The sequence below is a fragment of the Photorhabdus sp. RW14-46 genome (assembly GCF_963887965.1).
GTDB classification, from domain to species: domain Bacteria; phylum Pseudomonadota; class Gammaproteobacteria; order Enterobacterales; family Enterobacteriaceae; genus Photorhabdus; species Photorhabdus laumondii.
This window is the reverse complement of sequence record NZ_CAWPHH010000036.1, coordinates 1-21800: the sequence shown is the minus strand read 5'-3', so window position 1 is coordinate 21800 and position 21800 is coordinate 1. Positions and strand designations below refer to the sequence as shown.

16 protein-coding genes are annotated in these 21800 nt (G+C 42.8%); 10 read left to right on the top strand and 6 right to left on the bottom strand.

The window, feature by feature from the left end; genetic code table 11:
- The first annotated feature begins 590 nt into the window (after positions 1 to 590).
- Positions 591 to 749 carry a DUF5993 family protein gene (locus tag AACQ38_RS20335; protein ID WP_157852135.1) on the top strand — a complete coding sequence of 53 codons (159 nt, stop codon included), beginning with the start codon at positions 591 to 593 and terminating at the stop codon, positions 747 to 749.
- 14 nt (positions 750 to 763) lie between these two features.
- The gene (locus tag AACQ38_RS20330) at positions 764 to 1333 is read left to right on the top strand and encodes a disulfide bond formation protein B (protein ID WP_011144638.1); all 570 of its coding nucleotides are present in this window, start codon (positions 764 to 766) and stop codon (positions 1331 to 1333) included.
- A gap of 62 nt (positions 1334 to 1395) precedes the next feature.
- On the opposite strand, the gene typA is transcribed toward AACQ38_RS20330, so the two are convergent.
- Positions 1396 to 3234, bottom strand: coding sequence for a ribosome-dependent GTPase TypA (gene typA, locus AACQ38_RS20325; RefSeq protein WP_165578942.1), 1839 nt, complete (start codon positions 3232 to 3234; stop codon positions 1396 to 1398).
- Positions 3235 to 3675: 441 nt separating this feature from the next.
- On the opposite strand from typA, the gene glnA reads away from it, so the two are divergent.
- From glnA to glnG, 3 genes are all read left to right on the top strand, one after another.
- A complete protein-coding gene (glnA, locus tag AACQ38_RS20320) occupies positions 3676 to 5085 on the top strand; it encodes a glutamate--ammonia ligase (protein WP_011144636.1) in 1410 nt (469 codons plus the stop codon).
- 153 nt (positions 5086 to 5238) lie between these two features.
- A complete protein-coding gene (gene glnL / locus AACQ38_RS20315) occupies positions 5239 to 6288 on the top strand; it encodes a nitrogen regulation protein NR(II) (RefSeq protein WP_011144635.1) in 1050 nt (349 codons plus the stop codon).
- A 9-nt stretch (positions 6289 to 6297) separates the two neighbouring features.
- Positions 6298 to 7770, top strand: coding sequence for a nitrogen regulation protein NR(I) (glnG, locus tag AACQ38_RS20310; protein WP_011144634.1), 1473 nt, complete (start codon positions 6298 to 6300; stop codon positions 7768 to 7770).
- Between the two features lie 65 nt (positions 7771 to 7835).
- Here the strand turns inward: glnG and AACQ38_RS20305 are convergent, their stop codons facing one another.
- Together AACQ38_RS20305 and AACQ38_RS20300 are read right to left on the bottom strand one after the other, a co-directional pair.
- Entirely contained in the window at positions 7836 to 9125 is a 1290-nt protein-coding gene (locus AACQ38_RS20305; protein ID WP_011144633.1) for an ISL3 family transposase, read from the bottom strand.
- Between the two features lie 23 nt (positions 9126 to 9148).
- Entirely contained in the window at positions 9149 to 12355 is a 3207-nt protein-coding gene (locus tag AACQ38_RS20300; RefSeq protein ID WP_165578941.1) for an Eco57I restriction-modification methylase domain-containing protein, read from the bottom strand.
- Positions 12356 to 13927: 1572 nt separating this feature from the next.
- Here AACQ38_RS20300 and AACQ38_RS20295 point away from each other — a divergent pair.
- Together AACQ38_RS20295 and AACQ38_RS20290 are read left to right on the top strand one after the other, a co-directional pair.
- Entirely contained in the window at positions 13928 to 14680 is a 753-nt protein-coding gene (locus AACQ38_RS20295; protein WP_165578940.1) for a hypothetical protein, read from the top strand.
- 8 nt (positions 14681 to 14688) lie between these two features.
- Positions 14689 to 14913 carry a hypothetical protein gene (locus AACQ38_RS20290; protein WP_040151315.1) on the top strand — a complete coding sequence of 75 codons (225 nt, stop codon included), beginning with the start codon at positions 14689 to 14691 and terminating at the stop codon, positions 14911 to 14913.
- Between the two features lie 63 nt (positions 14914 to 14976).
- Here the strand turns inward: AACQ38_RS20290 and AACQ38_RS20285 are convergent, their stop codons facing one another.
- From AACQ38_RS20285 to yihI, 3 genes are all read right to left on the bottom strand, one after another.
- Complete coding sequence (locus AACQ38_RS20285) at positions 14977 to 15456, bottom strand: Hcp family type VI secretion system effector (RefSeq protein WP_112895327.1); 480 nt, start codon at positions 15454 to 15456, stop codon at positions 14977 to 14979.
- Positions 15457 to 15884: 428 nt separating this feature from the next.
- On the bottom strand, positions 15885 to 17258 hold the full coding sequence (gene hemN, locus AACQ38_RS20280) for an oxygen-independent coproporphyrinogen III oxidase (protein WP_165578939.1): 1374 nt from the start codon (positions 17256 to 17258) through the stop codon (positions 15885 to 15887).
- 193 nt (positions 17259 to 17451) lie between these two features.
- Positions 17452 to 17961 (bottom strand): Der GTPase-activating protein YihI, encoded by a 510-nt coding sequence (gene yihI / locus AACQ38_RS20275; RefSeq protein WP_113041204.1) that lies wholly within the window; start codon positions 17959 to 17961, stop codon positions 17452 to 17454.
- 193 nt (positions 17962 to 18154) lie between these two features.
- Between yihI and AACQ38_RS20270 the strand changes: the two genes are divergently transcribed.
- The 3 genes from AACQ38_RS20270 (at position 18155) to AACQ38_RS20265 (ending at position 21689) form a co-directional block, all read left to right on the top strand.
- The gene (locus AACQ38_RS20270) at positions 18155 to 19618 is read left to right on the top strand and encodes a glycosyltransferase family 39 protein (protein ID WP_165578938.1); all 1464 of its coding nucleotides are present in this window, start codon (positions 18155 to 18157) and stop codon (positions 19616 to 19618) included.
- Between the two features lie 157 nt (positions 19619 to 19775).
- Positions 19776 to 19835 carry a hypothetical protein gene (locus AACQ38_RS24190; protein WP_369931602.1) on the top strand — a complete coding sequence of 20 codons (60 nt, stop codon included), beginning with the start codon at positions 19776 to 19778 and terminating at the stop codon, positions 19833 to 19835.
- Positions 19836 to 20009: 174 nt separating this feature from the next.
- Positions 20010 to 21689, top strand: coding sequence for a ShlB/FhaC/HecB family hemolysin secretion/activation protein (locus AACQ38_RS20265; protein ID WP_165578937.1), 1680 nt, complete (start codon positions 20010 to 20012; stop codon positions 21687 to 21689).
- Positions 21690 to 21800 lie beyond the last annotated feature (111 nt).

Below are 21800 nucleotides of genomic sequence, written 5' to 3'. Positions count from 1 at the left end.
AGTGTCTACATATTGCAAGTTATACCAGAAGCTCACGGCTCATTATCGTGACAAACAATGAAAAAGCATTCATCTGGGTAGAGGATTAATTGTAGAAAATTAGGCAGATTAGGCCATTTAAAAGCAAACCTACGAATAGTCGTTAAATTGAGAAGTTTCCAGGCAAAGATACGATTTGTCGTTTTAAATCGTTTCTTGCTTAACTATTAAATAAAAAACAGCTCATTGAAACTCTCGCCAAATGATAATCACGCTAATCCTGCTGAATGGTGGCAAACATAAACAAGATTGACTACAATTGTTATTAGCAGCACACTACGAATAGTGTGTTAAATCATACACCATTCGAATACTAAAACTTTGCTTTAATAAATGTAGGTTTGTACGTTTTCAAATGCGATACCAAAGAGAACAACGCCCATTAATGGCACCAAAGCTTTTCTTTTAATGGACAACTTGTCTTTGGATAGTTGATCGCTTGTATTGAAGTAAACGATCCTAAACTGAGTTCGATAAATTCCCTCCCCTGAAGAAAGCAATCTACTACAGGGAAAGGGCTTGAATGTTTTTAGAAAACAGGAGAATCAACCATGTATATGTTTTTACCTTTTTTACTCGCATTATTTGCGGTTATCACCACCCTATATGGCAAGTATAAAACGAGTTATACCCTCTGGGGCCTTCTTTCGGTGACGACTGTAGCTTGGTTTATCCATCATGCAACTGATTCGTTAAATCTATCTTTTTAACGGGAGACAATCTGATGAATCAGGTATTAGCAACAAAACAACAGATCAGCTTCGGCATGATATTTAACCTCATAGGGTTATTTGCTATCAGTGCTGTCCTAACCCTTGCCTTCTATTATCAATTGGTCCTTTCAGAACTCCCTTGTCCATTATGTTTGCTACAGCGAGCAGGCATGATCATGATAGGGTTTGGTTTCCTGTTTAATCTGTGTTTTGGTATCAAAAGTGCGCACTATGGCTTATCACTTATCGGCTGTGTCGTGACTGGCATTGTTGCGATCCGACAAGTATTTTTACATATCACACCCGGTGATCTCGGTTATGGTTCCGCGCTTTTTGGTATACATTTCTATACTTGGGCCCTTATCTGCTCAGTAATCGCGATTATCGGCATATCCGTCATGCTGATATTGAAAAGCCTGGAAAAAACAACCGAAGAAAAGCAAAAAACATCTGCCATCGGTCAGATTATTATCGGATTATTTGTCATATTAATTACCGCAAATTTAATCTCCACTATTTTGGAGTGTGGCGGTGGGCAGTGTGATGACAACCCAACGTTCTATCAATTGCTCGGTAAATAATTCATTTGTTAAAAAAACTCAGGGCGCCATTGGCGCCCTAAGCATGGGTATTGCAGGAAAGATTATGCTTCTTTACTGCGATACGCACGACGGCGTTCGTTTTCCGTCAAATGGCGTTTACGCAGACGAATAGACACCGGGGTCACTTCCACCAGCTCGTCATCATCAATAAACTCCAAAGCCTGCTCCAGGGTTTTCTTAATATGTGGAGACAGGGTTGTCGCTTCGTCAGTACCAGATGCACGGACGTTAGTCAGTTTCTTACCTGTCAGACAGTTAACTGTCAGGTCATTAGAACGAGAATGAATACCGATCACTTGACCTTCATACACTTCTGCACCATGACCAAGGAATAACTTACCGCGATCCTGTAAGCTGTAAAGTGCATAAGCAACTGCTTTACCCTGACCATTGGAAATCATCACGCCGTTCTGACGGCGACCGATTTCACCCGGACGAATATCATCATAGTGGCTGAATGTTGCATACAGCAGACCGGTACCGGAGGTCATCGTCATGAACTCAGTACGAAAGCCAATCAGACCACGGCTTGGAATAACATAATCAAGACGCACACGACCTTTACCGTCTGGTAACATATCGCGCAGATCCGCTTTACGCTCACCCAAGCCCTGCATCACATCTCCCTGATGCTGCTCTTCAATATCCAGCGTTACTTGTTCGAAAGGTTCTTGCTTACGACCATCGATCTCACGGAAGATAACTTTCGGACGGGATACCGCCAGTTCAAAACCTTCACGGCGCATGTTCTCAATCAGAACAGATAAGTGCAATTCACCACGGCCAGAAACACGGAACGCATCCGGATCTTCGGTTTCTTCGACACGCAGGGCGACATTGTGAACCAACTCTTTCTTTAGACGCTCAAGGATTTGACGTGAGGTGACATATTTGCCTTCACGTCCACAGAAAGGGGAGGTGTTAACACAGAAATACATGCTTACCGTCGGCTCATCAACAGCCAAGGGTGGCAATGCTTCAACAGCATTAGTATCACACAGCGTATCGGAAATATTCAGCTCACCCAAGCCGGTAATCGCAACGATGTCGCCCGCTTCCGCTTGCTCACTCTCAATACGCTCCAGCCCCAGATGACCCAGTACCTTACCGATTTTGCCGTTCCGGGTTTTACCTTCACTATCAATAATTGTAACGTTCTGGTTTGGCTTAACAGTACCGCGCTTAATACGGCCAATCCCGATAACACCAACATAATTGTTATAGTCCAGCTGAGAAATCTGCATCTGGAATGAACCATTAAGGTCAACTTTCGGTGGTTCTACATGATCGACAATCGCCTGATACAACGGCGTCATATCTTCCGCCATATCTTCATGATCAGTACCGGCAATTCCCATCAATGCCGATGCATAGATAATGGGGAAGTCCAGTTGCTCATCAGTCGCACCCAGATTGACAAACAGGTCAAATACCTGATCCACAACCCAATCAGGGCGTGCGCCAGGACGGTCAACTTTGTTAATGACCACAATCGGTTTCAAACCATGAGCGAACGCTTTCTGTGTCACAAAACGGGTCTGAGGCATTGGCCCGTCCATAGCATCGACCAGCAAGAGTACGCTGTCGACCATAGACATAACACGTTCTACTTCACCGCCGAAATCGGCATGTCCCGGAGTGTCTACGATATTAATACGGTAGTCATTCCATTTAATGGCGGTATTTTTTGCGAGAATAGTAATTCCACGCTCTTTCTCCAGATCATTGGAGTCCATCACACGCTCTGTCGTTGTCGCACGGTCACCGAAAGTACCGGATTGTTGCAGCAGCTTGTCAACCAGGGTCGTTTTACCGTGGTCAACGTGCGCGATAATGGCGATATTACGCAATTTTTCGATCACAAACTTTGCCTCAGGCATTTATAGAAATGGCGCGCTATTGTACACACATTGGTCGAAGGACTAAACAGGATCACAATAATCTATGCTTAACAACTTGATAACAATGAAATTGTGATCCCTTTCACACCCATAAATAGACGCATTTTTGACATAAACGCACTAATATTGTGCGCCTCAGTAATACAATTGCACCAATATAGTGCAATTTTCCCAAATATTCAGATATCCCATCACCGGTATACCCACGATACAGTATATTGCAAGGCGTTAAAAAGTTGGCATGCTTTTCGCAAAAGCTTTTCGTGATTGAATTGATTTTCACAACTATTTGACTTTCACAACTATAAGTTTGCAAACGTGTAATATAACCTTGTTAAGGTAAAACGATGTGATTGTGTTTTCTTTAGTCTTAATCACGACAATTTTATCAAGACCGACACAAACCAGGAGAAACCGAGTATGTCCGTTGAACATGTTTTAACCATGATTGAAGAGCATCAGGTGAAGTTTATTGATTTGCGTTTCACTGATACCAAAGGCAAAGAACAACATATGACCATTCCTGCTCATCAGGTTAATGCAGACTTCTTTGAAGATGGCAAAATGTTTGACGGATCTTCAATCAGCGGTTGGAAAGGGATTAACGAATCTGACATGGTACTGATGCCAGACCCAAGCACAGCCATGCTTGATCCCTTCTTTGACGATGCCACACTGACTCTACGTTGTGACATTTTGGAACCAGGCACCATGCAAGGCTATGACCGTGATCCCCGTTCCATCTCCAAGCGTGCTGAAAACTTCCTACGTTCAAGCGGCATTGCCGATACTGTCCTGTGCGGACCAGAGCCTGAGTTTTTCCTGTTTGATGACGTGCGCTTCAGCAGTGCCATGTCTCATTCTTACTATCACATCGATGATATCGAAGCTGCATGGAATTCCGGGACGCAGTACGAAGGCGGTAACAAAGGCCATCGGCCTGCGGTAAAAGGCGGTTATGCTCCGCTGCCTCCTGTTGATTCTTCGCAGGATTTACGTTCAGCGATGTGCCTGACGATGGAAGAGATGGGGTTGGTTGTAGAGGCTCACCATCATGAAGTGGGAACAGCAGGCCAAAATGAAATCGCCACCCGCTTTAACACCATGACCAAAAAAGCGGACGAAACCCAAATTTACAAATACGTCGTACATAATGTCGCGCACAATTTTGGCAAAACCGCAACCTTTATGCCAAAACCACTGGTTGGTGATAATGGTTCCGGTATGCACTGCCATATGTCTCTGTCTAAAAACGGTACTAACTTGTTTGCTGGTGACAAATACGGCGGTCTATCTGAACTGGCGCTATTCTACATTGGCGGTATTATCAAACATGCTCGTGCGCTGAACGCGTTTACCAACCCGACAACCAACTCTTATAAACGTTTGGTTCCGGGCTATGAAGCCCCGGTGATGCTGGCCTACTCTGCCCGTAACCGTTCGGCATCTATCCGTATTCCGGTTGTTGCCAGCACCAAAGCTCGCCGTATTGAAGTACGTTTCCCTGATCCGGCGGCTAACCCTTATCTGGCATTCGCCGCTCAATTGATGGCTGGCCTTGACGGCATCATCAATAAAATCCATCCGGGTGATGCGATGGATAAAAACCTGTATGACCTACCACCGGAAGAAGCTAAAGAGATCCCAACTGTCGCCTCTTCTCTGGATGAAGCACTGGCAGCACTGGATGCCGACCGTGAATTCTTGACCCGTGGCGGTGTATTCACCGATGACGCCATTGATGCTTATATTGACTTGAAAAACAGTGAAATAGAGCGTGTCCGTCTGACACCACATCCACTGGAGTTTGAACTCTATTACAGTGTGTAATTAGCAGCACCGTTTCCGCTGATCATTTTTTGTTGCCGTGAAACCTTTAGCCCATCTTCGGATGGGCCCTTTTCCTGCTATCCACATTTCAGGCTTTGACTGGGTTTTACGCTCGAACATGATACAGTGCACCAAAAAAGTGCAGGAGTGTGGATGAAAACGGAAAATCTGCCCGATAGCGGGCAAATATTAAATTCGCTCATTAACAGTGTACTGGTACTGGATACTGATCTCGTCATCCGCTATGCCAACCATGCAGCACTACAATTATTCGCTCAGAGTGCCCGTAAACTATTCGGTACACCTCTTCCAGTACTGTTCAGCTATTTTTCACTGGATACAGAACTGATGCATTCTAGTCTGGTCAGCGGCCAGAGTTTTACTGATAACGAAGTAACATTAGTGGTTGAGAACCGCTTTCACATTATGTCGCTCAGTGCCCAACCGATTTCCGAGCAGTTCATCTTGCTGGAACTGGCACCTATGGATAGTCAACGCCGGTTAAGCCAAGAGCAGGTACAACAAGCTCAGCAGACAGCCGCACGGGAATTGGTTCGGGGGCTGGCACATGAAATCAAAAACCCCCTTGGTGGGTTGAGAGGAGCCGCGCAATTGCTGTCAAAAGCACTGCCTGATCCTGCTTTGCAGGAATACACCCAGGTGATTATTGAACAAGCCGACCGATTGCGCCATCTGGTAGACAGATTGCTTGGCCCACAACATCCGGGTGAACGAATTAAGCAAAGCATTCATTATGTTGCTGAACGCGTTTCCCAGTTAGTCTCGCTGGAAATGCCGGATAACGTCACACTGGTAAAAGATTATGATCCCAGTTTGCCAGAACTGGCCCACTATCCTGATCAAATTGAACAGGTACTACTAAATATCACCCGTAATGCCTTGCAAGCGCTAGGAAAACAGGGGGGAACCATTACCCTCCGCACTCGTACTGCTTTTCAGATTACCTTGCATGGTAAGCGCTATCGTCTGGCGGCCAGAATTGACGTGGAAGATAACGGGCCAGGTATCCCGCCACAAATTCAGGACACCTTGTTTTACCCAATGGTCAGTGCGCATGAAGGCGGAACAGGTCTTGGTCTATCCATTGCTCGTAATTTAATAGACCAACACTCCGGCAAAATAGAATTTACCAGTTGGCCGGGGCACACAGCATTTTCTATCTACTTACCCATTAAGAAATAGAGGATAACGATGCAACAGGGAAAAATTTGGATCGTCGATGATGACAGTTCAATCCGCTGGGTACTGGAACGGGCGTTAAGTAACGCGGGGATGGAATGTACCAGTTTTGCCGACGCGGATAGCGCCCTGACCGCGCTGGCCCAAAACACACCTGATGTACTGATTTCGGATATCCGTATGCCGGGAATGAATGGGCTAAACCTACTGAATAATATCAAACAGAGCAACCCGTTACTGCCAGTCATCATTATGACCGCCCATTCTGATCTGGATGCTGCGGTCAATGCTTACCAACAAGGTGCTTTTGATTACTTACCAAAACCCTTTGATATTGATGAAGCCGTCGCATTGCTGGAACGAGCGCTTAGTCACTCCCGCGATCAGAATCAATCAATTAAAAGTCCACAGGTTGTCACACCCGTTTCTGACATGATAGGAGAAGCGCCTGCCATGCAGGACGTTTACCGCATTATCGGCCGCCTCTCCCGTTCCTCTATCAGCGTCCTAATTAATGGCGAATCCGGTACCGGAAAAGAGCTGGTGGCTCATGCGCTGCACCGTCACAGCCCTCGGGCCAATGAGCCATTTATTGCCCTTAACATGGCAGCTATCCCTAAAGATTTAATTGAGTCAGAGTTGTTTGGTCATGAAAAAGGGGCTTTCACTGGCGCTAATCAAGTACGTCATGGGCGGTTTGAACAGGCTAATCGTGGTTCACTGTTTCTTGATGAAATTGGTGATATGCCTCTGGACATTCAGACCCGTCTGTTACGGGTATTGGCGGAAGGTCAGTTCTACCGAGTTGGCGGGTATGCTCCCGTAAAAGTGGATGTGAGAATTATCGCGGCAACCCATCAGGATCTAGAGCGCTTGGTACAGAAAGGCAAATTCCGTGAAGATCTCTATCACCGCCTCAATGTTATTCGTATGCAATTACCGCCCTTACGTGACAGAGTAGAGGATATCCCTCGCCTGACCCGCCATTTCCTACAACAGACCGCCAAAGAATTGGGCGTAGAAACAAAGATTCTCCATCCTGACGCAGAAATAGCCTTAATGCGTTTACCCTGGCCGGGCAATGTTCGCCAGTTGGAAAATATCTGCCGCTGGCTGACGGTCATGGCGGCAAGCCAGGAAGTATTAGTGCAAGATTTGCCATCTGAATTATTTGAAACTCATCATAATACCGAAAGCGGTATGACAACATCTGTAAATACAGTATCTATAAATACCGTACCCGCAAATACAACACCTACAAATACAATACCGAAAAATTGGTCGCAGCTACTTGCCCAGTGGGCAACAACTGCATTGGAACATGGTCAGCAGGATCTGTTATCGGAAGCATTACCGTTATTAGAGCGTACCTTACTTGATTGTGCACTGAAGCATACCAAAGGCCATAAACAAGAGGCTGCACGATTGCTAGGTTGGGGACGCAATACGATTACACGGAAGTTAAAAGAACTCGGGTTGGAGTAAGGATATATTCGCAAATCAGGCTATTGCCTATTTATGGATACCCCAATTTTATGGTTGAAACAGGGCTATAATCGCCCCATTTCTATCTCTCTTACCAGTGCTGATATATCTACACCGTAATTTATTGACGTTTCCGACTCTGGTCCGCATGCCTGCTCAGGAATCCGTTGATGTTGATAGTGGGGGTTCTTGCTCTGCTGAAAGCCCTTAGTAAACAGTATTTCAGCTCGCAATGCTTCAAAACTGTAACCACGACCAACATGGTTCACCACTCTAATCAAATTGTTCAGATTCTCTATATAAGCGTTAGTGATCGGGTGGTCGAAGTAAGCAAAAACATCATCATGCCAGTTATCTATAGCTTTAACGAGTGGGTCAAAATACACCTTCATTTCAGGTGTTATCTGTCTAAGCCAAACATAGTAGGCTTGCTGTGCCTCGTACCTATTTTTGCAGTCCCATATGCCGAAAAATGACTCTTTCAACTCGTAAGCATAACCCAAGTCGGGATAGTTGAGTATCCAGTCAGAGAATCGCATATATTCAGCATCTGTCTGCTCATGGCGACGTTTCAGCAACACAAAGTGATTTTTCATCAGTCTTCGACGCTGCTGAGCTGTCAAGCCGCTTCTGATGGCCTTTAGTGCTCTTTCTAGTGACTCATTCGCCATACGGACAACATGAAACTTATCTATGATAACCGTAGCGTCAGGGATCATAGTAGCCACTGCTTCTCTGTATGGTCGCCACATATTCATAGCGACATAGCGCACCTGATAGCGATCTTTTCGTTTAGTTAGGTAGCGCATAACAGTGGCTTTGTTATTGTTATCAAGCATATCAACAATGGTTTGCAGCTCGATATTGGCGATAACACACCGGGGTTTTATGATATGGATTTCATCAATACCCAGCCATTTAGGCATTTCAAAATTAAAAGTCTTTTCCAGTCTCTCGCAGGAGTCGTGAAATATATTACGAACCGTCTTTTCGTCCACACCTACGTCCTCTGCTACGCTGGAAAAGGTGCGCCGTAGACTCTCACGCTCAATGTATTGGATCAAACGGTGAGTCATTTGCCGCTTACCATCCTTGTGTGGTACTGGTTCCATAAACGTCTTACAACATATTTGACAACGGTAGCGGCGGCGATTCAGTATAATCCCTGTCCGCTTGCCATTGACAGGAGTATCCATGATCACCTCATCACGGCGGCCAAAGCCAACGATTTCAGGATGCTTGCAGTGGATGCAGTGAGTAGGTGGGTTGGCCGTCCCTACATGTACCCGGTAATCATGCTCCAGTTCGGAGACAGACAGGACGATATAATCAGGCCAGTTAAGGATGTTTGCCATAATAGCCAACTTATCTTTGTCAGTTATTCTACGAGCGTTACACTCCAGGTGATCAAAACATCCTCCGCGACCGATTTTATTCGCTTGATAATTTTCTGGCGTTCTGTTTTGTCGTGACACTGATGAGCCTCTTCAACAAGCTCTGCAAGGTTAGTATGCATCGTGTTAGTAATATCAAAATTAGGTAATGATAGATGTTTGAATACATCCGCAACTTGAATGGATACATTGTGGCTGTTAATCCATTCCTGAACAGTTAATGAATTCAATAATCCGCACAAATAATATGCTGTTTCTTTGTTATCAAAGGACGCAAAGTATACTTTGTGATCTGGAATATAAACACGTTCACCAACAACAGGTACATTCTGAAAGCTTGCAACCGCTGCATAAAACGATGAGGACATTTCTGGCCATATCACTTTCCATGGTTTGAAGGTGTAATCGCCAACATTATAAACAGCATGGTAAGGAGCGCCTTTCATTTGGCGACGATAGGTAGAACGCTCCAGTAACAGTCTCTCGAACCCTTTAAACCATGCTAAGGTTTTTTTCATCTTAGGGGAATTCAACTGTACATCCGCACTCTCGTACTCTGCATTTGAAATACCTGTGTTTGGTACGAACGTAAACAGTCTTTGTTCAACATCATCGTAATCTGGAGCATCAAGTTTCAAGTAACATTCATCAAAATCACTCGCTCCCTTAATTAAAGGATAAAGCATATTGGGCTCTACCCACTGAATTTTCTGTGGCCCAATGTCTTTCCGTCCAGCCTCCGGGCGGCTTTGAATCTGAACGAGAGCGCCGTTGTTTTGCAAGATTGGAACAAAATAAACTCCGTTAAGATCCGTGGTGATCCCTTTCCGTCCTTTAGTCCATTTACACGGTGATGATAGATATTTAATCGCGTTGAAGCGCCCAGGAGCAAGAATTGCCCACGGAGAACCTTCATCACCAACCGGAAATGCTTCTTTTGTCGTATGAGAAATAGCTTTCAGCACGTCATCAAGAGGTGTGCAGGGCCTAATAGCTTTCCTGTGACCAGGATTAGCTGACCATACCTTGTAAGCCACGGGGTATTGTACAGAGACGATGGATTTTCGAAACAGAGCAACAGACGTGTGATTGCTTGCATCTTCAAATGGTTTCAATTCCTTCATGTCATCAACAGACAATGGTTGAAGATAAAGAGAATCCTCTCGCTGTGAATCTAATTTAAATGTTCTAAAACCTGCTGACGATGGGTTCTTAAAAAGTGTGCCAGTGATGACAAACGCTAGTTTGCCACCTATATCCAGCCATTTGTCGGAGACTGTGTAGGTTATCATGGCAGATATATCAAGTTCATTCCCACCATGACGCTTGGTCTTAGAAAAAATACCATAGTCTTCACACGTTGGTTTAACACGTTCACGATAAAGGTCAGGTAGCTTTGACCATCTAACCCAAGGAGGATTGCCAATAACTAAATCAAATTTACCTGCTGCCGCTGACCAGAAGAAGTTCCTGACAATCCGGAACCAAATACCGTTCCATTGCTTTCTGTGTAGATTTAACACTTGATCATAGGTGTGTCGGAGTGGCTTGTACCAGTTTAATAACTCTTCTTGGGTGACTATACTTGCTGCTATCAGTTTTTGACTGGATTTATCAAACTCTAATCCCTGCACAACGTCTTTGCCCATTCGTTCAAAAACAAAATCGAGACGTTCCCTGTTTAAGGCTAACTCAACAGGCAAGTGAATATTCAGTTTGGCTACCTGACTTCCGATGTTGTATTCAACAACTCTATTTTTTCCAGAGGGGATCTCCGCAGGTGAATAAATGGCATCAGCCATTAGTACAGGAACCTCAATATCCATTCCTGGGCATGCAGCGAGAAGGTCTGCAATTTCCATCAGGAAATTTACACGAGCAGTCTGAACAGCAAGCGGGTTCAAATCAAAACCCCATACACTATCACATAGGTTTTTGATGACCTTAGACACACTCCATCCTTGTATTGCCGCCAGCTCACGCTTTTTACGGATCACCGCCAGTAAGAATGCCCCAGATCCACAGGTAGGATCTAACACACGCTGCTCCAATAATGTGTCGTCAGCAGCTCTCTGAAGCGTAAAATCAACTAACCAATCTGGGGTGTAGAATTCACCAAGGCTCTGCCGGAGTTTGCCAGGAACAAGACCTTGGTATAGATCTCGCAAAACATCCCTTGTCCTAGATAAATGATCAAGCCGATATAACGATAGAACCGAAAGCAACCGCCTCAAGGAAGATAGTAACGCCGGAACAACCTTGTTTCTAGCAAGGCCAATATACCAGCTAAAAATAGCCTCTTCGACAAAACCGTTAATGCCCGCTTCCCTGAAAATGGCCGATTTCTCGACAGAGTAGTCCAAATAATTAACCAGCTCATCATCATCTTTTTGCGCCGACATACTCTGAGCAGGTTGAGTCGATGATGTTAATCCGTGTGCTGATACAATCTCGGCAGCTAACAGTTTGATGAGAATCGAATTGTAAGTATGAATGACAAATAGCCGTGCGGATGTAGAATCTTCCGGCCAACCATTCCAGATAAATGCAATCTCTTTGTTAATAGCCTCTGTTTGTGAAATCGACATATCAGCAACTTGGCCGTACAAAGTTCTCCACTCCTCAAAAAGCATTTTAACTTTGTTGTTGCCTTGCTGTTTTAAGTAGTAAAGCAAACCATCAGACATAGCTTGCATAAATTCACGGGCATTTGCTGACCCATGTCCAAAATCGGCTAATAGGTTCTCAGTTGTTAAGGCTTTTCGCGTATCGGAGACAAAAGCGTCAATCACCAAATCGACCGCATAGGTTGAAAAGGGAATCAAGTGTTGAGTATGAATCTGATCACCATGGACCTGAGCAAAACAAATGTGCTCACCGTCAATAGCTATTCCAATGAAATCAGATTCGGGAATTCCTGTTTTCGTTGACTCACACTGTATATATGGCAGAAGTCGTTCTTCTATGGCATTTTTGAAGCCAGCGCTATCCTTCTTGCCACGAAACAAACCCGGCGCTTTGAATTCAATGATTACGTGATTATGGCTTGAGTCTTTACGCCCGCACTCAGCATTCAAATGAAATCCAGTAGCATCTTCTATCGCCTTCATCCAAATGTATCGAACTTCCTCTTCACCTTTCCAAGGCTTTAGGCGCTTTTCCTGAATAGCTTCGTATGCCTCTTGGCCCATTACGTACCACCTTATAAACCGGTGTAAAAATTTTCCCAATTATGAACCTGAACAATAATAGCATCAACCGTATAATCCGATTTTAAAAAATTTAACCAGATAAGGCTGACCAATACAGAATGCCGTGTCAACAATTCGGCAAGTTAGGGAGCGTCATAACTGATTGACTGGCTGTATTTTATCTGATAAAACCAGTATCAAACGTGATTAATTTACGATCAATCGAGATAATAGAATCGACAAAAGGCAAGATTGAGCAGCATCTATCACCCTCCGGTTGAAAACGACAATTTTGTCCAAGTGAACAGAGCGTATCTGAAAGAACAACTTTTCCTGATAAGGAGAAACCAATAACCTCAGAAATCCTGATATATACCTTTTGAGAATGTGGGGCACACAACCAACGCAGGAGTATGTTGCTATTTAACTCTGATCGAATACGGAGGTATCTTGAGTGCCTGTAACGCACAGTAAAAATACTCACAGAAGATCGCTGAATTGAGTCTGTAAAGTTCGGCGATGTAACAACATATTGTCTCACCAAGTGAGCAATAACCTAATTAAAAAAATCACAGCCTTCGTTGTGATTTAAATTCAAACTAGTAATTAAAAGGTTGGTTTAAGATGATGAAGTGGTGCCGGATTATTATGGCGATTATTTTGTTTTATTCTCTTTTCGTTGGTATGATGCAAGTATTGTCGATCAATTTTTATATTTTCCGTGATTACTTTGGATTGTGGGAGATTCCAGCCAAAGTGGCCGCTGCTATAGCTTCTCTTTACGTTTTTTGTCTACTTGTTAAGTTTTTGCCTATTATTATTGTTATTTTTATCTGTAGCTTATTTTTGGTGGTAAATGTATGGCATTGGTCATTATGGGTTTCGATCTTTATACTTATTTGGCCGGTTATTGTTGTTTTAGCTTATTGCGTACTCACCAAAAGCCTGAAATATAATACATCAGACTAGTACTACAGCCGTAATTCTCTTTCTCAACAGACGATACATTCATAGAAAAGCTGAAATCATACGACTTCTTAATGTTGGGACTAAACACCTGGTTCAGTTCGTCCATAATTTACCTGTCCGCGTTGCTGTAAGGAATATATCAGGAACAAGTAATTACACAATTTAAATTACAGTCTCACACTGAAGATGGCGACAAAGAGTAACAGAATTTCATTACACAACGTTAATTATTTTTATAGAATAAATTAAAATATTCGGAATTTTTATTTTACGGAAACTTAATATCTTATCGAGTACTCTTTGAGTAGATTTTTGTTATTTGATTAATATGGTTATTTTTATTTAAATATGTTATATTAATTTTTTTAATTAATAATAGAGATAGCGTATGGATGACAGAGATAAATTAATGCAACGAATAAATAATGTTCTAGTTAATAGTTCAGTCATAGCTGAGGACAAACTAGCTGTAATGATGATGTTCTGCTTTCAATTATTATCATCTACAAATACAGAGAGGGTTAATATGCGTATCTCTGATGGTAGGCTATTAACACTGAAATTCGAAGAAAATTTAATTAATCATTGAGTTGGAGCTTATGTATGGAATCTAGTATCGAAAATGACCTCTGGAAAGAGGTAGATCGGCAAAATGATTTGCTTTGGAGAATAGAAGAAGCTAAACGTGTAGCAGGCCTCAGTCTCGAAAGGGCAGTAAATGACACTATAGAATTAGGTGAAGAGGTCGTAGATACTATAGGCTTAGGTATGAGACGTAAGCTCTGGCAATTTTCATATTTTTTTGACGGTTATGAAGATGTATACGGAAGGATAAAAGAAGAAGATCACAGAATGAAGTTAAATCTGATGGATCTTAAAAATGAAAATAAAAGAAAATTCATTTCGAGAATAACAGAAATATATATTGATGAAGTATTTAAAGGTAATGAAGAAAAAGAGAAAGAAAGAATATATGGGAAAATATTAAAATTTTCCGCTAAAGTGGCAATAGGTAAATCAATTAAATTAAGTGTGTCAGCTATAATAGCAGAAGCTATATATTTAAATTTAATTAAAAAAACTATGGTGAAAAATGTAGCCAAACGATTTATAAGTGGATTGTTAAATATCGCTCAATTTTACGGATATTACGAGAAAGCATCAATATCAGCAAATAGACTTAAAATAACATGTCCACAATTCTATTGGGCTTTGTATTTTCAAAAACTGGAAATGTTATATTTTATAGTTGAACCTGAATTAGAAAAGGGAATTTATTTAATAGAAGGATTCAAGAATAAGCAGATCAGCGAAGAAGAAGTTGCTCGCGTACTTGCAAATATGATGGGTAATTGAGTTTATATATGAAAAATAAAATATTTAGTAAAGGATGGTTCAAAGATCTTTTTTGTGTATTTATTAAAGAATTATTGTGGTCAAATATGCCTGTTGTAGCCATTTTTATATGGGGAATTATATCAGTGTATTTCTTCCCCGATGAATGGTGGATTATATCTTTAATAGGAAGTATTGTAATTGTTGTTCTATTCTTTGTTCTCACATATTTAAGTGAAAGAAAAAAAAGCTAAGTATATATGCTTAACTTTAATTGTCATCCTTAAGCCACCTCCCAGGGAGGTGGTCTTCTACTTTTAATAAACCCGTTCATCCCATATACTATAGGCTGATGTTCCTGCTGTTACATGGTTCCATGTAATGGATTTATATTTAAGAAAGATTTTCTCATACGGCATTAACTCATTACTATTAATTGAATTTGGGTAAGTACAGGAAATATCAACAATAGTTGCTTCCGTAATTTTTACTTCATAAAAAAGCTCTGACTGCCCTGTCTGACTCGTCCTATAAAAAATAAAAGCACCATTTAATGATTCGTTAGAATCTATAGCCATAGCTAACAATGGGGATGATTTATCAACGGGTTTGATAAATTGTATAGGATGATGACTTACGTTCTGGTTACGAGTTATTGTGTGATTTAGACTGAGTACCTGTATTTGATCTTCATGCCCTTTTTGGTATCGATTCCCTATAGAATCGAGGGTTGAGCATCCAGCTGATATTAAGCCTTGTTTCTTACCATTTAATGTTAGATAAATCATGTATGACATAAAGATTACCGTCCTAGTTTCTTATTCAAATGATGTTAACTCGATTTTTGGGCTAAAAAAGTAACTTAACATATAAAAAAACTTATGAATACAGGAAGGACTTTTTCAGTGAAAAGTTAACTGTGTCTCCCTCCGAAACATAGCTCACGAGCAGTTGAAATCACATATTCGGCCCATAATTACGATAAAATTTATTTTTCGGCGCTGGTTGCTCTAATTTCTGCTGCCTCATCGCCTGTTCTGTTTGTAAAAACTCTCGAACTATTGGGGCGGTGCCGTCAATTCGGTCACACGATTGTCTAAGTAATAGACCTATTTCAACAGCGCGACGTTTTCTTCCGAGGTGCAATCGAACATGTTCTGCAAGGCGGACTCTGTTTACAATTTTATGTAATTGCCCTTTTATTTAAAAACCACGCTCTGAACAATCAAATCACCCTTGAAAACTGACGCTGGCGAACCTGTTGACGCAAATAAATATCAAAACACATACAGATATTACGAATCAGTAACCGACCCCGCGGCGTTACCCAGATCTGTTTCTCATTCACTTCAACTAGTCCATCGTCAACTAATGGCGTTAATAATTGCAAATCTTCCGTGAAATAATGGGTAAAACTCAGCCCATATTGCTGCTCAATATCGGCAAAATTTAGACGGAAATTACAGATAAGCGCTTTAATAACATCACGGCGAATACAATCATCTTGGGACAGCGTTAAACCACGCCATAAAGCATGCCCCTGTTTTTCTAATTCCGCATAATAGCTTTTTAACTCTTTTTGATTTTGAGAATAGCTATCGCCCAACATACTGATAGCAGAAACTCCCAAGCCTAGCAGATCACACTCTTCCTGAGTGGTATAACCCTGAAAATTGCGATGTAACTTCCCTTCCCGTTGAGCGACTGCCAGTTCGTCATCCGGGCGAGCAAAATGGTCCATGCCAATAAACTGATAGCCATTGTTTGTCAGCGTTGTGATTGTTTCTTGCAATATATCCAGCTTTTGTTCGGCACTTGGTAAATCATGTTCCTTAATTTTACGTTGAGCAGCAAATAAGCTCGGCAAATGAGCATAATTGAAAATACTCATTCTATCCGGTGATAACGTTAATACTCGCTCCAGAGTAAATGCAAAACTTTCTGGTGTTTGTTTCGGCAGGCCATAAATCAGATCAATACTAGTGGAATTAAAACCCGTTTCACGGGCACGCGCGACCAAAGCAAAGATAAATTCCTCATCCTGTTCACGGTTCACCAGACGTTGTACTTCTTTATTGAAATCCTGCACGCCCATGCTCAGACGGTTAAAACCTTCACTGCGCAGGTGATCGATCATATCCAGTTCAATTTCACGTGGGTCAATTTCAATAGAAATTTCAGCATCTGGCAGAAAATCAAAATGGTGACGCAATAATCCCGTCAATTTACTGATTTGGTTTTTATTAAGATAAGTTGGCGTACCACCGCCCCAATGCATCTGACTCACTTTACGACCAGAAAATAACTTTGCCCGGCCACGAATTTCCCGTTCAAGCCATTGCAAATATTCATCCGCTTTATGCTTCTGACGGGTGACCAGTTTATTACAACCACAGAAATAACAGAGCTTATGGCAAAACGGGATATGGAGGTAGAGAGAAAGCGGTCGTTCAGGGTAACGGGCAGCAGCCTGGATAAATGCTGCATTGTCATACTGTTGATTGAATTCCAGCGCCGTAGGATATGAAGTATAACGAGGGCCGGAATAATTGTATTTCTGGATCAAAGGCAGATCCCAAACGATGGCTTGCTCAGACATGCTCATTCCTTCCGATGTTTTTGCCCATCAAAACGTAACGCTTTCATATGCTTAATATGTTGCGCTATGGTGGCTCCGCGCAGCCGGGTTTTACGCCGCGATAATCGCCACAGTTTACCCAATAACCATAACAAATAACATACTATTAGTATGGTTATTAGGATCAACCCGCCTCTGATCATGAGAGATTAAATTAGTTACCTTTCAGCAGTTGCATAATGTCATCCTGCTTCTCTTCTTCACGCTCTTCCTCATCCAGTTTAATACCTAACTCTTCCATCAGAGCGTCAATCCGATCCAGCGTAGTGTCAACATAAGCATGCTCTTCTTTAGACAGACTTTCGCCATTTTCCAGACGCTCTAACAATGCATCCAGACGATCGTCGTTTTCCAACATTGCTAACTCTTCCTGTGGCGACAGACGTGGTTTTGTCTCGACTTTATTAGCAACGACAGGTTTTGTCGGTTGTTCCCCGACGATCAGCGGAACAGGCACTTTACTACCAAGACGTGGATCACGTTGCTGTTTGCCTGACTGATGTTTATCACCGCTCTGTTCCTGATTGCGGTTACCGGGCGGATTGCCACGATGTTTTTTCTCACGCTTACGTGCACGCCCTTCCGCATTCAATTCTTCGCGGTTTTTTCTTTTCTGTTTACTAGCGGATACTTTGGCTGGTGCTTTTTTCTTTAACGGGTTCATAGCCTGTTACTCAGTTTGGTTTATCAGGGTATTGCTGCGCCGGAATCTAGCAGAAACTGCACGTATAGAAAAGCGCCGTGAATAACTCTTTATCTTTTAAAAAAAATAGCCAAAAATCTCTTATCATTCATGCATGGTTTAACCATCAACAAATATTCTATTACTCTTAGCTTTCAATAAATGATAAATCGATATGCCTATTTTTGATACTTCTTGCTATAAATCCGTTTACTTGTGGGTAGTTGGTTATGCTTTGTTATGGATGATAGTGAGTTATTCATTCGACCCAACCGTCCCTTATGATGCCGTCGAAGCATTGAACTGGGGAAAAAACGGCGAATGGGGTTCACCTAAAAATCCGTGGTTAGTGGGTGTAATGATGCTGCCTGCTATCCATATAAGCGGTGTTTCATTGAGTTTTTACTGGTATTTCATTCACTTTATTGCTATCGCGATTAGCATGCTCGGTGTATGGCATCTGGCATTTCGACTGACAGGAAAAAAAGCGCTGGCATGGCTCGCCATGCTGACATTGAATCTGTCTGGTATTATTAACTTCGATATTATCCCATATAACGATAATTATCTGCTAATTATGCTCTGGCCGTGGATTATGTTGTTCTTTCTACGAGCCGTATATGACAATCCACGTTGGTGGTTGGCGTTTGCCCTTAGTTCCGGGCTGGCAACAATGGGAAAATATTCCACATTGGCATTGGTTGGTTCAGTTTTTCTATTGACCCTGTTTGTACCTAAAATTCGCCAATGTTACCGCCAACCCGCGCTTTATCTCGCACTGGTTATCTGGTTTGTGCTGGTCCTGCCTAACTTCTGGTGGCTGTGGAATAATGATTTTGCCGCCTTCAAATGGGTAAATTCACAAATAGATAGCGGGTTTAATTTACAGACCACCCGATCGTTATTATCAGTATTTTATCCACTGATTATCGTTAGCATTATTATTTATCAGCTTGGCGGCCGTATTAGCTGGCCGAAAGAGCAACCGAACCGATTGGTAAACATTATCATCTTGTTGCCATTACTGATTATCTACTGCTGGTTCTCATTCAATCAAGGCGGAAGAATGACAGAATGGCTGCACCCCTTTATGTCTGTTTCATCAGCGCTGTTGGTCGGTTCTATTACCCGATTTCCACAAAAATCATTACGCAGCACTTTGAGAGGGTTGATTGTCGTTGCGGTATTGATTTTGATGGGATATGTACTGATTATGGCAGCCAATATTCGCGGTGCCGGCCATAAATTCGAAGGTATTAAAGACTTTTCTTGGCAACTGGAACAACGCTGGCATCAACGCTATTCGACACCGCTCCATTATGTCGGGGGCGAATACTTACATCAGTGGCTGACTGTCTACGCGCCAAGTCAGCCAGAGACTATCCAACCTTGGATACCGGGAAAGCAGGCACCCAATATCTACAACCGCCATGTTAAAGCAAGCGATATTGTACGTAGCGGTGCTATTTTGGTAGGCGAAAAAGGTAAAACTTGTGAACAGGAAGATTTTCACAGCGTTCTGCAATACTGGCCAAAATTAAGAATAAGTAGCACGGAGGAATTCCTTTTCCAGCCTGAACCTGAAACTAAGCCAATATTGGTTTGTGTAGGTTTTGTGTCACCGGAGAAATATCAATAGCTTTCTCTGCAAGTTGAAAGCCGATTTAACCGGCTTTCAACATTTCATACGCTATTAGCCAATAGACCGGCTAACTTAGCATCATCCTGCATGATGACTTGTACATTTCCATTACGTAGCGCAGCTGTCAGATAATACTCGCGCAGATACTGCACGATTGCTTGGTTGGGAACGCAATACTATTACACAGAAGTTAAAAGAACCCGGGTTGGAGTAAGGAGATAATATCTCCATCCCTATCACCACTTTGCGGAGTTTAATATATCAGATTCCCCATTAGCAGGATTAAATAACCGATCTCGATCACATTTTATACTATTCATTCAGACAAGAAAATAATCCCTCATTAGAATAGTTTATTAATGTTATTATTAAACTATCAAGATTATTTATGGGAAGCCGTTTTCTTTATCACCGACGCCTGACAGGGCTTATCCTGCTGACAATCTCCGAACTGGTCTATGCTTCAACATCGATCAGCCCTGCGGATCAAGAAACCATCACGCAACAACAAAAAGCATTGTTGCAACAAGCCGAGCAGCAACGGGAAACGCTGCGCAACAACATCACCTTATCTCCATCCCCTGATGTAGCGCCGGGTACAGCAGAATCTATCTGCCACACCATTCACCGGATTGAATTTGACGGTGCCAAAAGCCTACCTCTACCGATCAAACAGCACTTAATACACCCTTATTTATCCCACTGCTTATCTTTGCAGGACATTAATACATTGGTACGACAAACCACTAATGCCTATATTGAACGGGGTTATGTCACTTCCCGGGCCGGACTCAACGCACAGGATTTATCCTCCGGTATTCTCATTATTACGGTCAATGAAGGCAAAGTTGAATCAGTCAGTCTGGACGGAGAAACACCTCTCTCGTTGAAAATGGTTTTTCCGAGCATAGTGGGTAAAACGCTTAACCTGCGAGATATTGAACAAGGCATGGAACGTTTGAACCGCCTGCCTTCCCAACAAATGACCATTGATATTCAGCCGGGCAAACAACCGGGTTATTCCACTGTTATCTTAAAACGAACGTCGATTCGCTTACCCGTTAGTGCCAGTTTGGGGGCTGATAATAGTGGTCAAAAAAGTACCGGCACCGAGCAAATCAATGCCAGCATAAATTTGGATAATCCATTACACCTTGCTGACCAGTGGTCATTATCTGCCAGCCGCAACAGTGACTTCCGCAATAGCCATCAAAGCCGTAGCCTCTCCGCCAATGTGACGGTTCCTTACGGTTACTGGTTATTCAGTTATCAATATGCATGGAATGACTCTTTTCAGAATATCCCGGCATGTTCACAAACCTATCGCTACACAGGTGACAGCCAGACTCACCGGCTGGCAGTAAACCGGACGTTATATCGTGATGGAGAGCAGAAGCTGGCATTGGATATGGGGCTGACACGCCGTCGAACCACCAATTTACTGGCGGGAGAGACATTATCCATCAGCAGCCCGACACTGAGCACCATCAACCTCGGCGTTAATTACAGCACCGTGCTGGCGGGGAGCTATGTCACTTTTAACCCGATGGTCAGCCACGGTTTACAAACATTTGGTGCCACCAAAGATGATCCGCGTTTCTCCGATGCGCCGCGTAGTCAATTTCGCAAACTCAGTCTGAGCGCCAGCTATTTCATGCCTGTCACAGACTCCGTTTATTACCTCTCATCGATTTACGGCCAGACCACGCCAGACAACCTTTACGCCAGCGAACGTCTCTCACTGGGGGGACAATATTCCGTTCGGGGATTCAAAGAGCAATATCTCACCGGCAACCGCGGCGGATATTGGCGCAACGAGCTGAACTGGCGGATATCAGAACTGCCTATCCCAAGCGAGCTCACTTTAACCGGAGCGCTGGATACTGGCTGGTTACAGGAAAAAACCGGACAAATCGAGGGCGGCAATGTCACCGGTACGGCTCTGGGCTTATCACTGACTCACCCTGGATTCAACCAGACCATCACTATTGGGAAACCCCTCATTCACCCTGATCACCTAAAACCGGATCACTGGGTCGCTTATTGGTCAGTATCACTGACTTTTTAACACTTAAATTAAACAAAAGGGATAGTACGATGAGTAAACGCAACAACTCGGTGGCGAGAGGCACGAGTTATCTTTTAATTTACCTGACGGCAATTCAGCCGCTACACCCGG

Excerpts from the sequence above, each read along its gene's own strand:
- AACQ38_RS20335 (WP_157852135.1), top strand. The coding sequence starts at position 591 with ATGTATATGTTTTTACCTTTTTTACTCGCATTATTTGCGGTTATCACC.
- AACQ38_RS20330 (WP_011144638.1), top strand. The coding sequence starts at position 764 with ATGAATCAGGTATTAGCAACAAAACAACAGATCAGCTTCGGCATGATA.
- typA (WP_165578942.1), bottom strand. The coding sequence starts at position 3,234 with ATGCCTGAGGCAAAGTTTGTGATCGAAAAATTGCGTAATATCGCCATT.
- glnA (WP_011144636.1), top strand. The coding sequence starts at position 3,676 with ATGTCCGTTGAACATGTTTTAACCATGATTGAAGAGCATCAGGTGAAG.
- glnL (WP_011144635.1), top strand. The coding sequence starts at position 5,239 with ATGAAAACGGAAAATCTGCCCGATAGCGGGCAAATATTAAATTCGCTC.
- glnG (WP_011144634.1), top strand. The coding sequence starts at position 6,298 with ATGCAACAGGGAAAAATTTGGATCGTCGATGATGACAGTTCAATCCGC.
- AACQ38_RS20305 (WP_011144633.1), bottom strand. The coding sequence starts at position 9,125 with ATGGCAAACATCCTTAACTGGCCTGATTATATCGTCCTGTCTGTCTCC.
- AACQ38_RS20300 (WP_165578941.1), bottom strand. The coding sequence starts at position 12,355 with ATGGGCCAAGAGGCATACGAAGCTATTCAGGAAAAGCGCCTAAAGCCT.
- AACQ38_RS20295 (WP_165578940.1), top strand. The coding sequence starts at position 13,928 with ATGGAATCTAGTATCGAAAATGACCTCTGGAAAGAGGTAGATCGGCAA.
- AACQ38_RS20290 (WP_040151315.1), top strand. The coding sequence starts at position 14,689 with ATGAAAAATAAAATATTTAGTAAAGGATGGTTCAAAGATCTTTTTTGT.
- AACQ38_RS20285 (WP_112895327.1), bottom strand. The coding sequence starts at position 15,456 with ATGTCATACATGATTTATCTAACATTAAATGGTAAGAAACAAGGCTTA.
- hemN (WP_165578939.1), bottom strand. The coding sequence starts at position 17,258 with ATGTCTGAGCAAGCCATCGTTTGGGATCTGCCTTTGATCCAGAAATAC.
- yihI (WP_113041204.1), bottom strand. The coding sequence starts at position 17,961 with ATGAACCCGTTAAAGAAAAAAGCACCAGCCAAAGTATCCGCTAGTAAA.
- AACQ38_RS20270 (WP_165578938.1), top strand. The coding sequence starts at position 18,155 with ATGCCTATTTTTGATACTTCTTGCTATAAATCCGTTTACTTGTGGGTA.
- AACQ38_RS20265 (WP_165578937.1), top strand. The coding sequence starts at position 20,010 with ATGGGAAGCCGTTTTCTTTATCACCGACGCCTGACAGGGCTTATCCTG.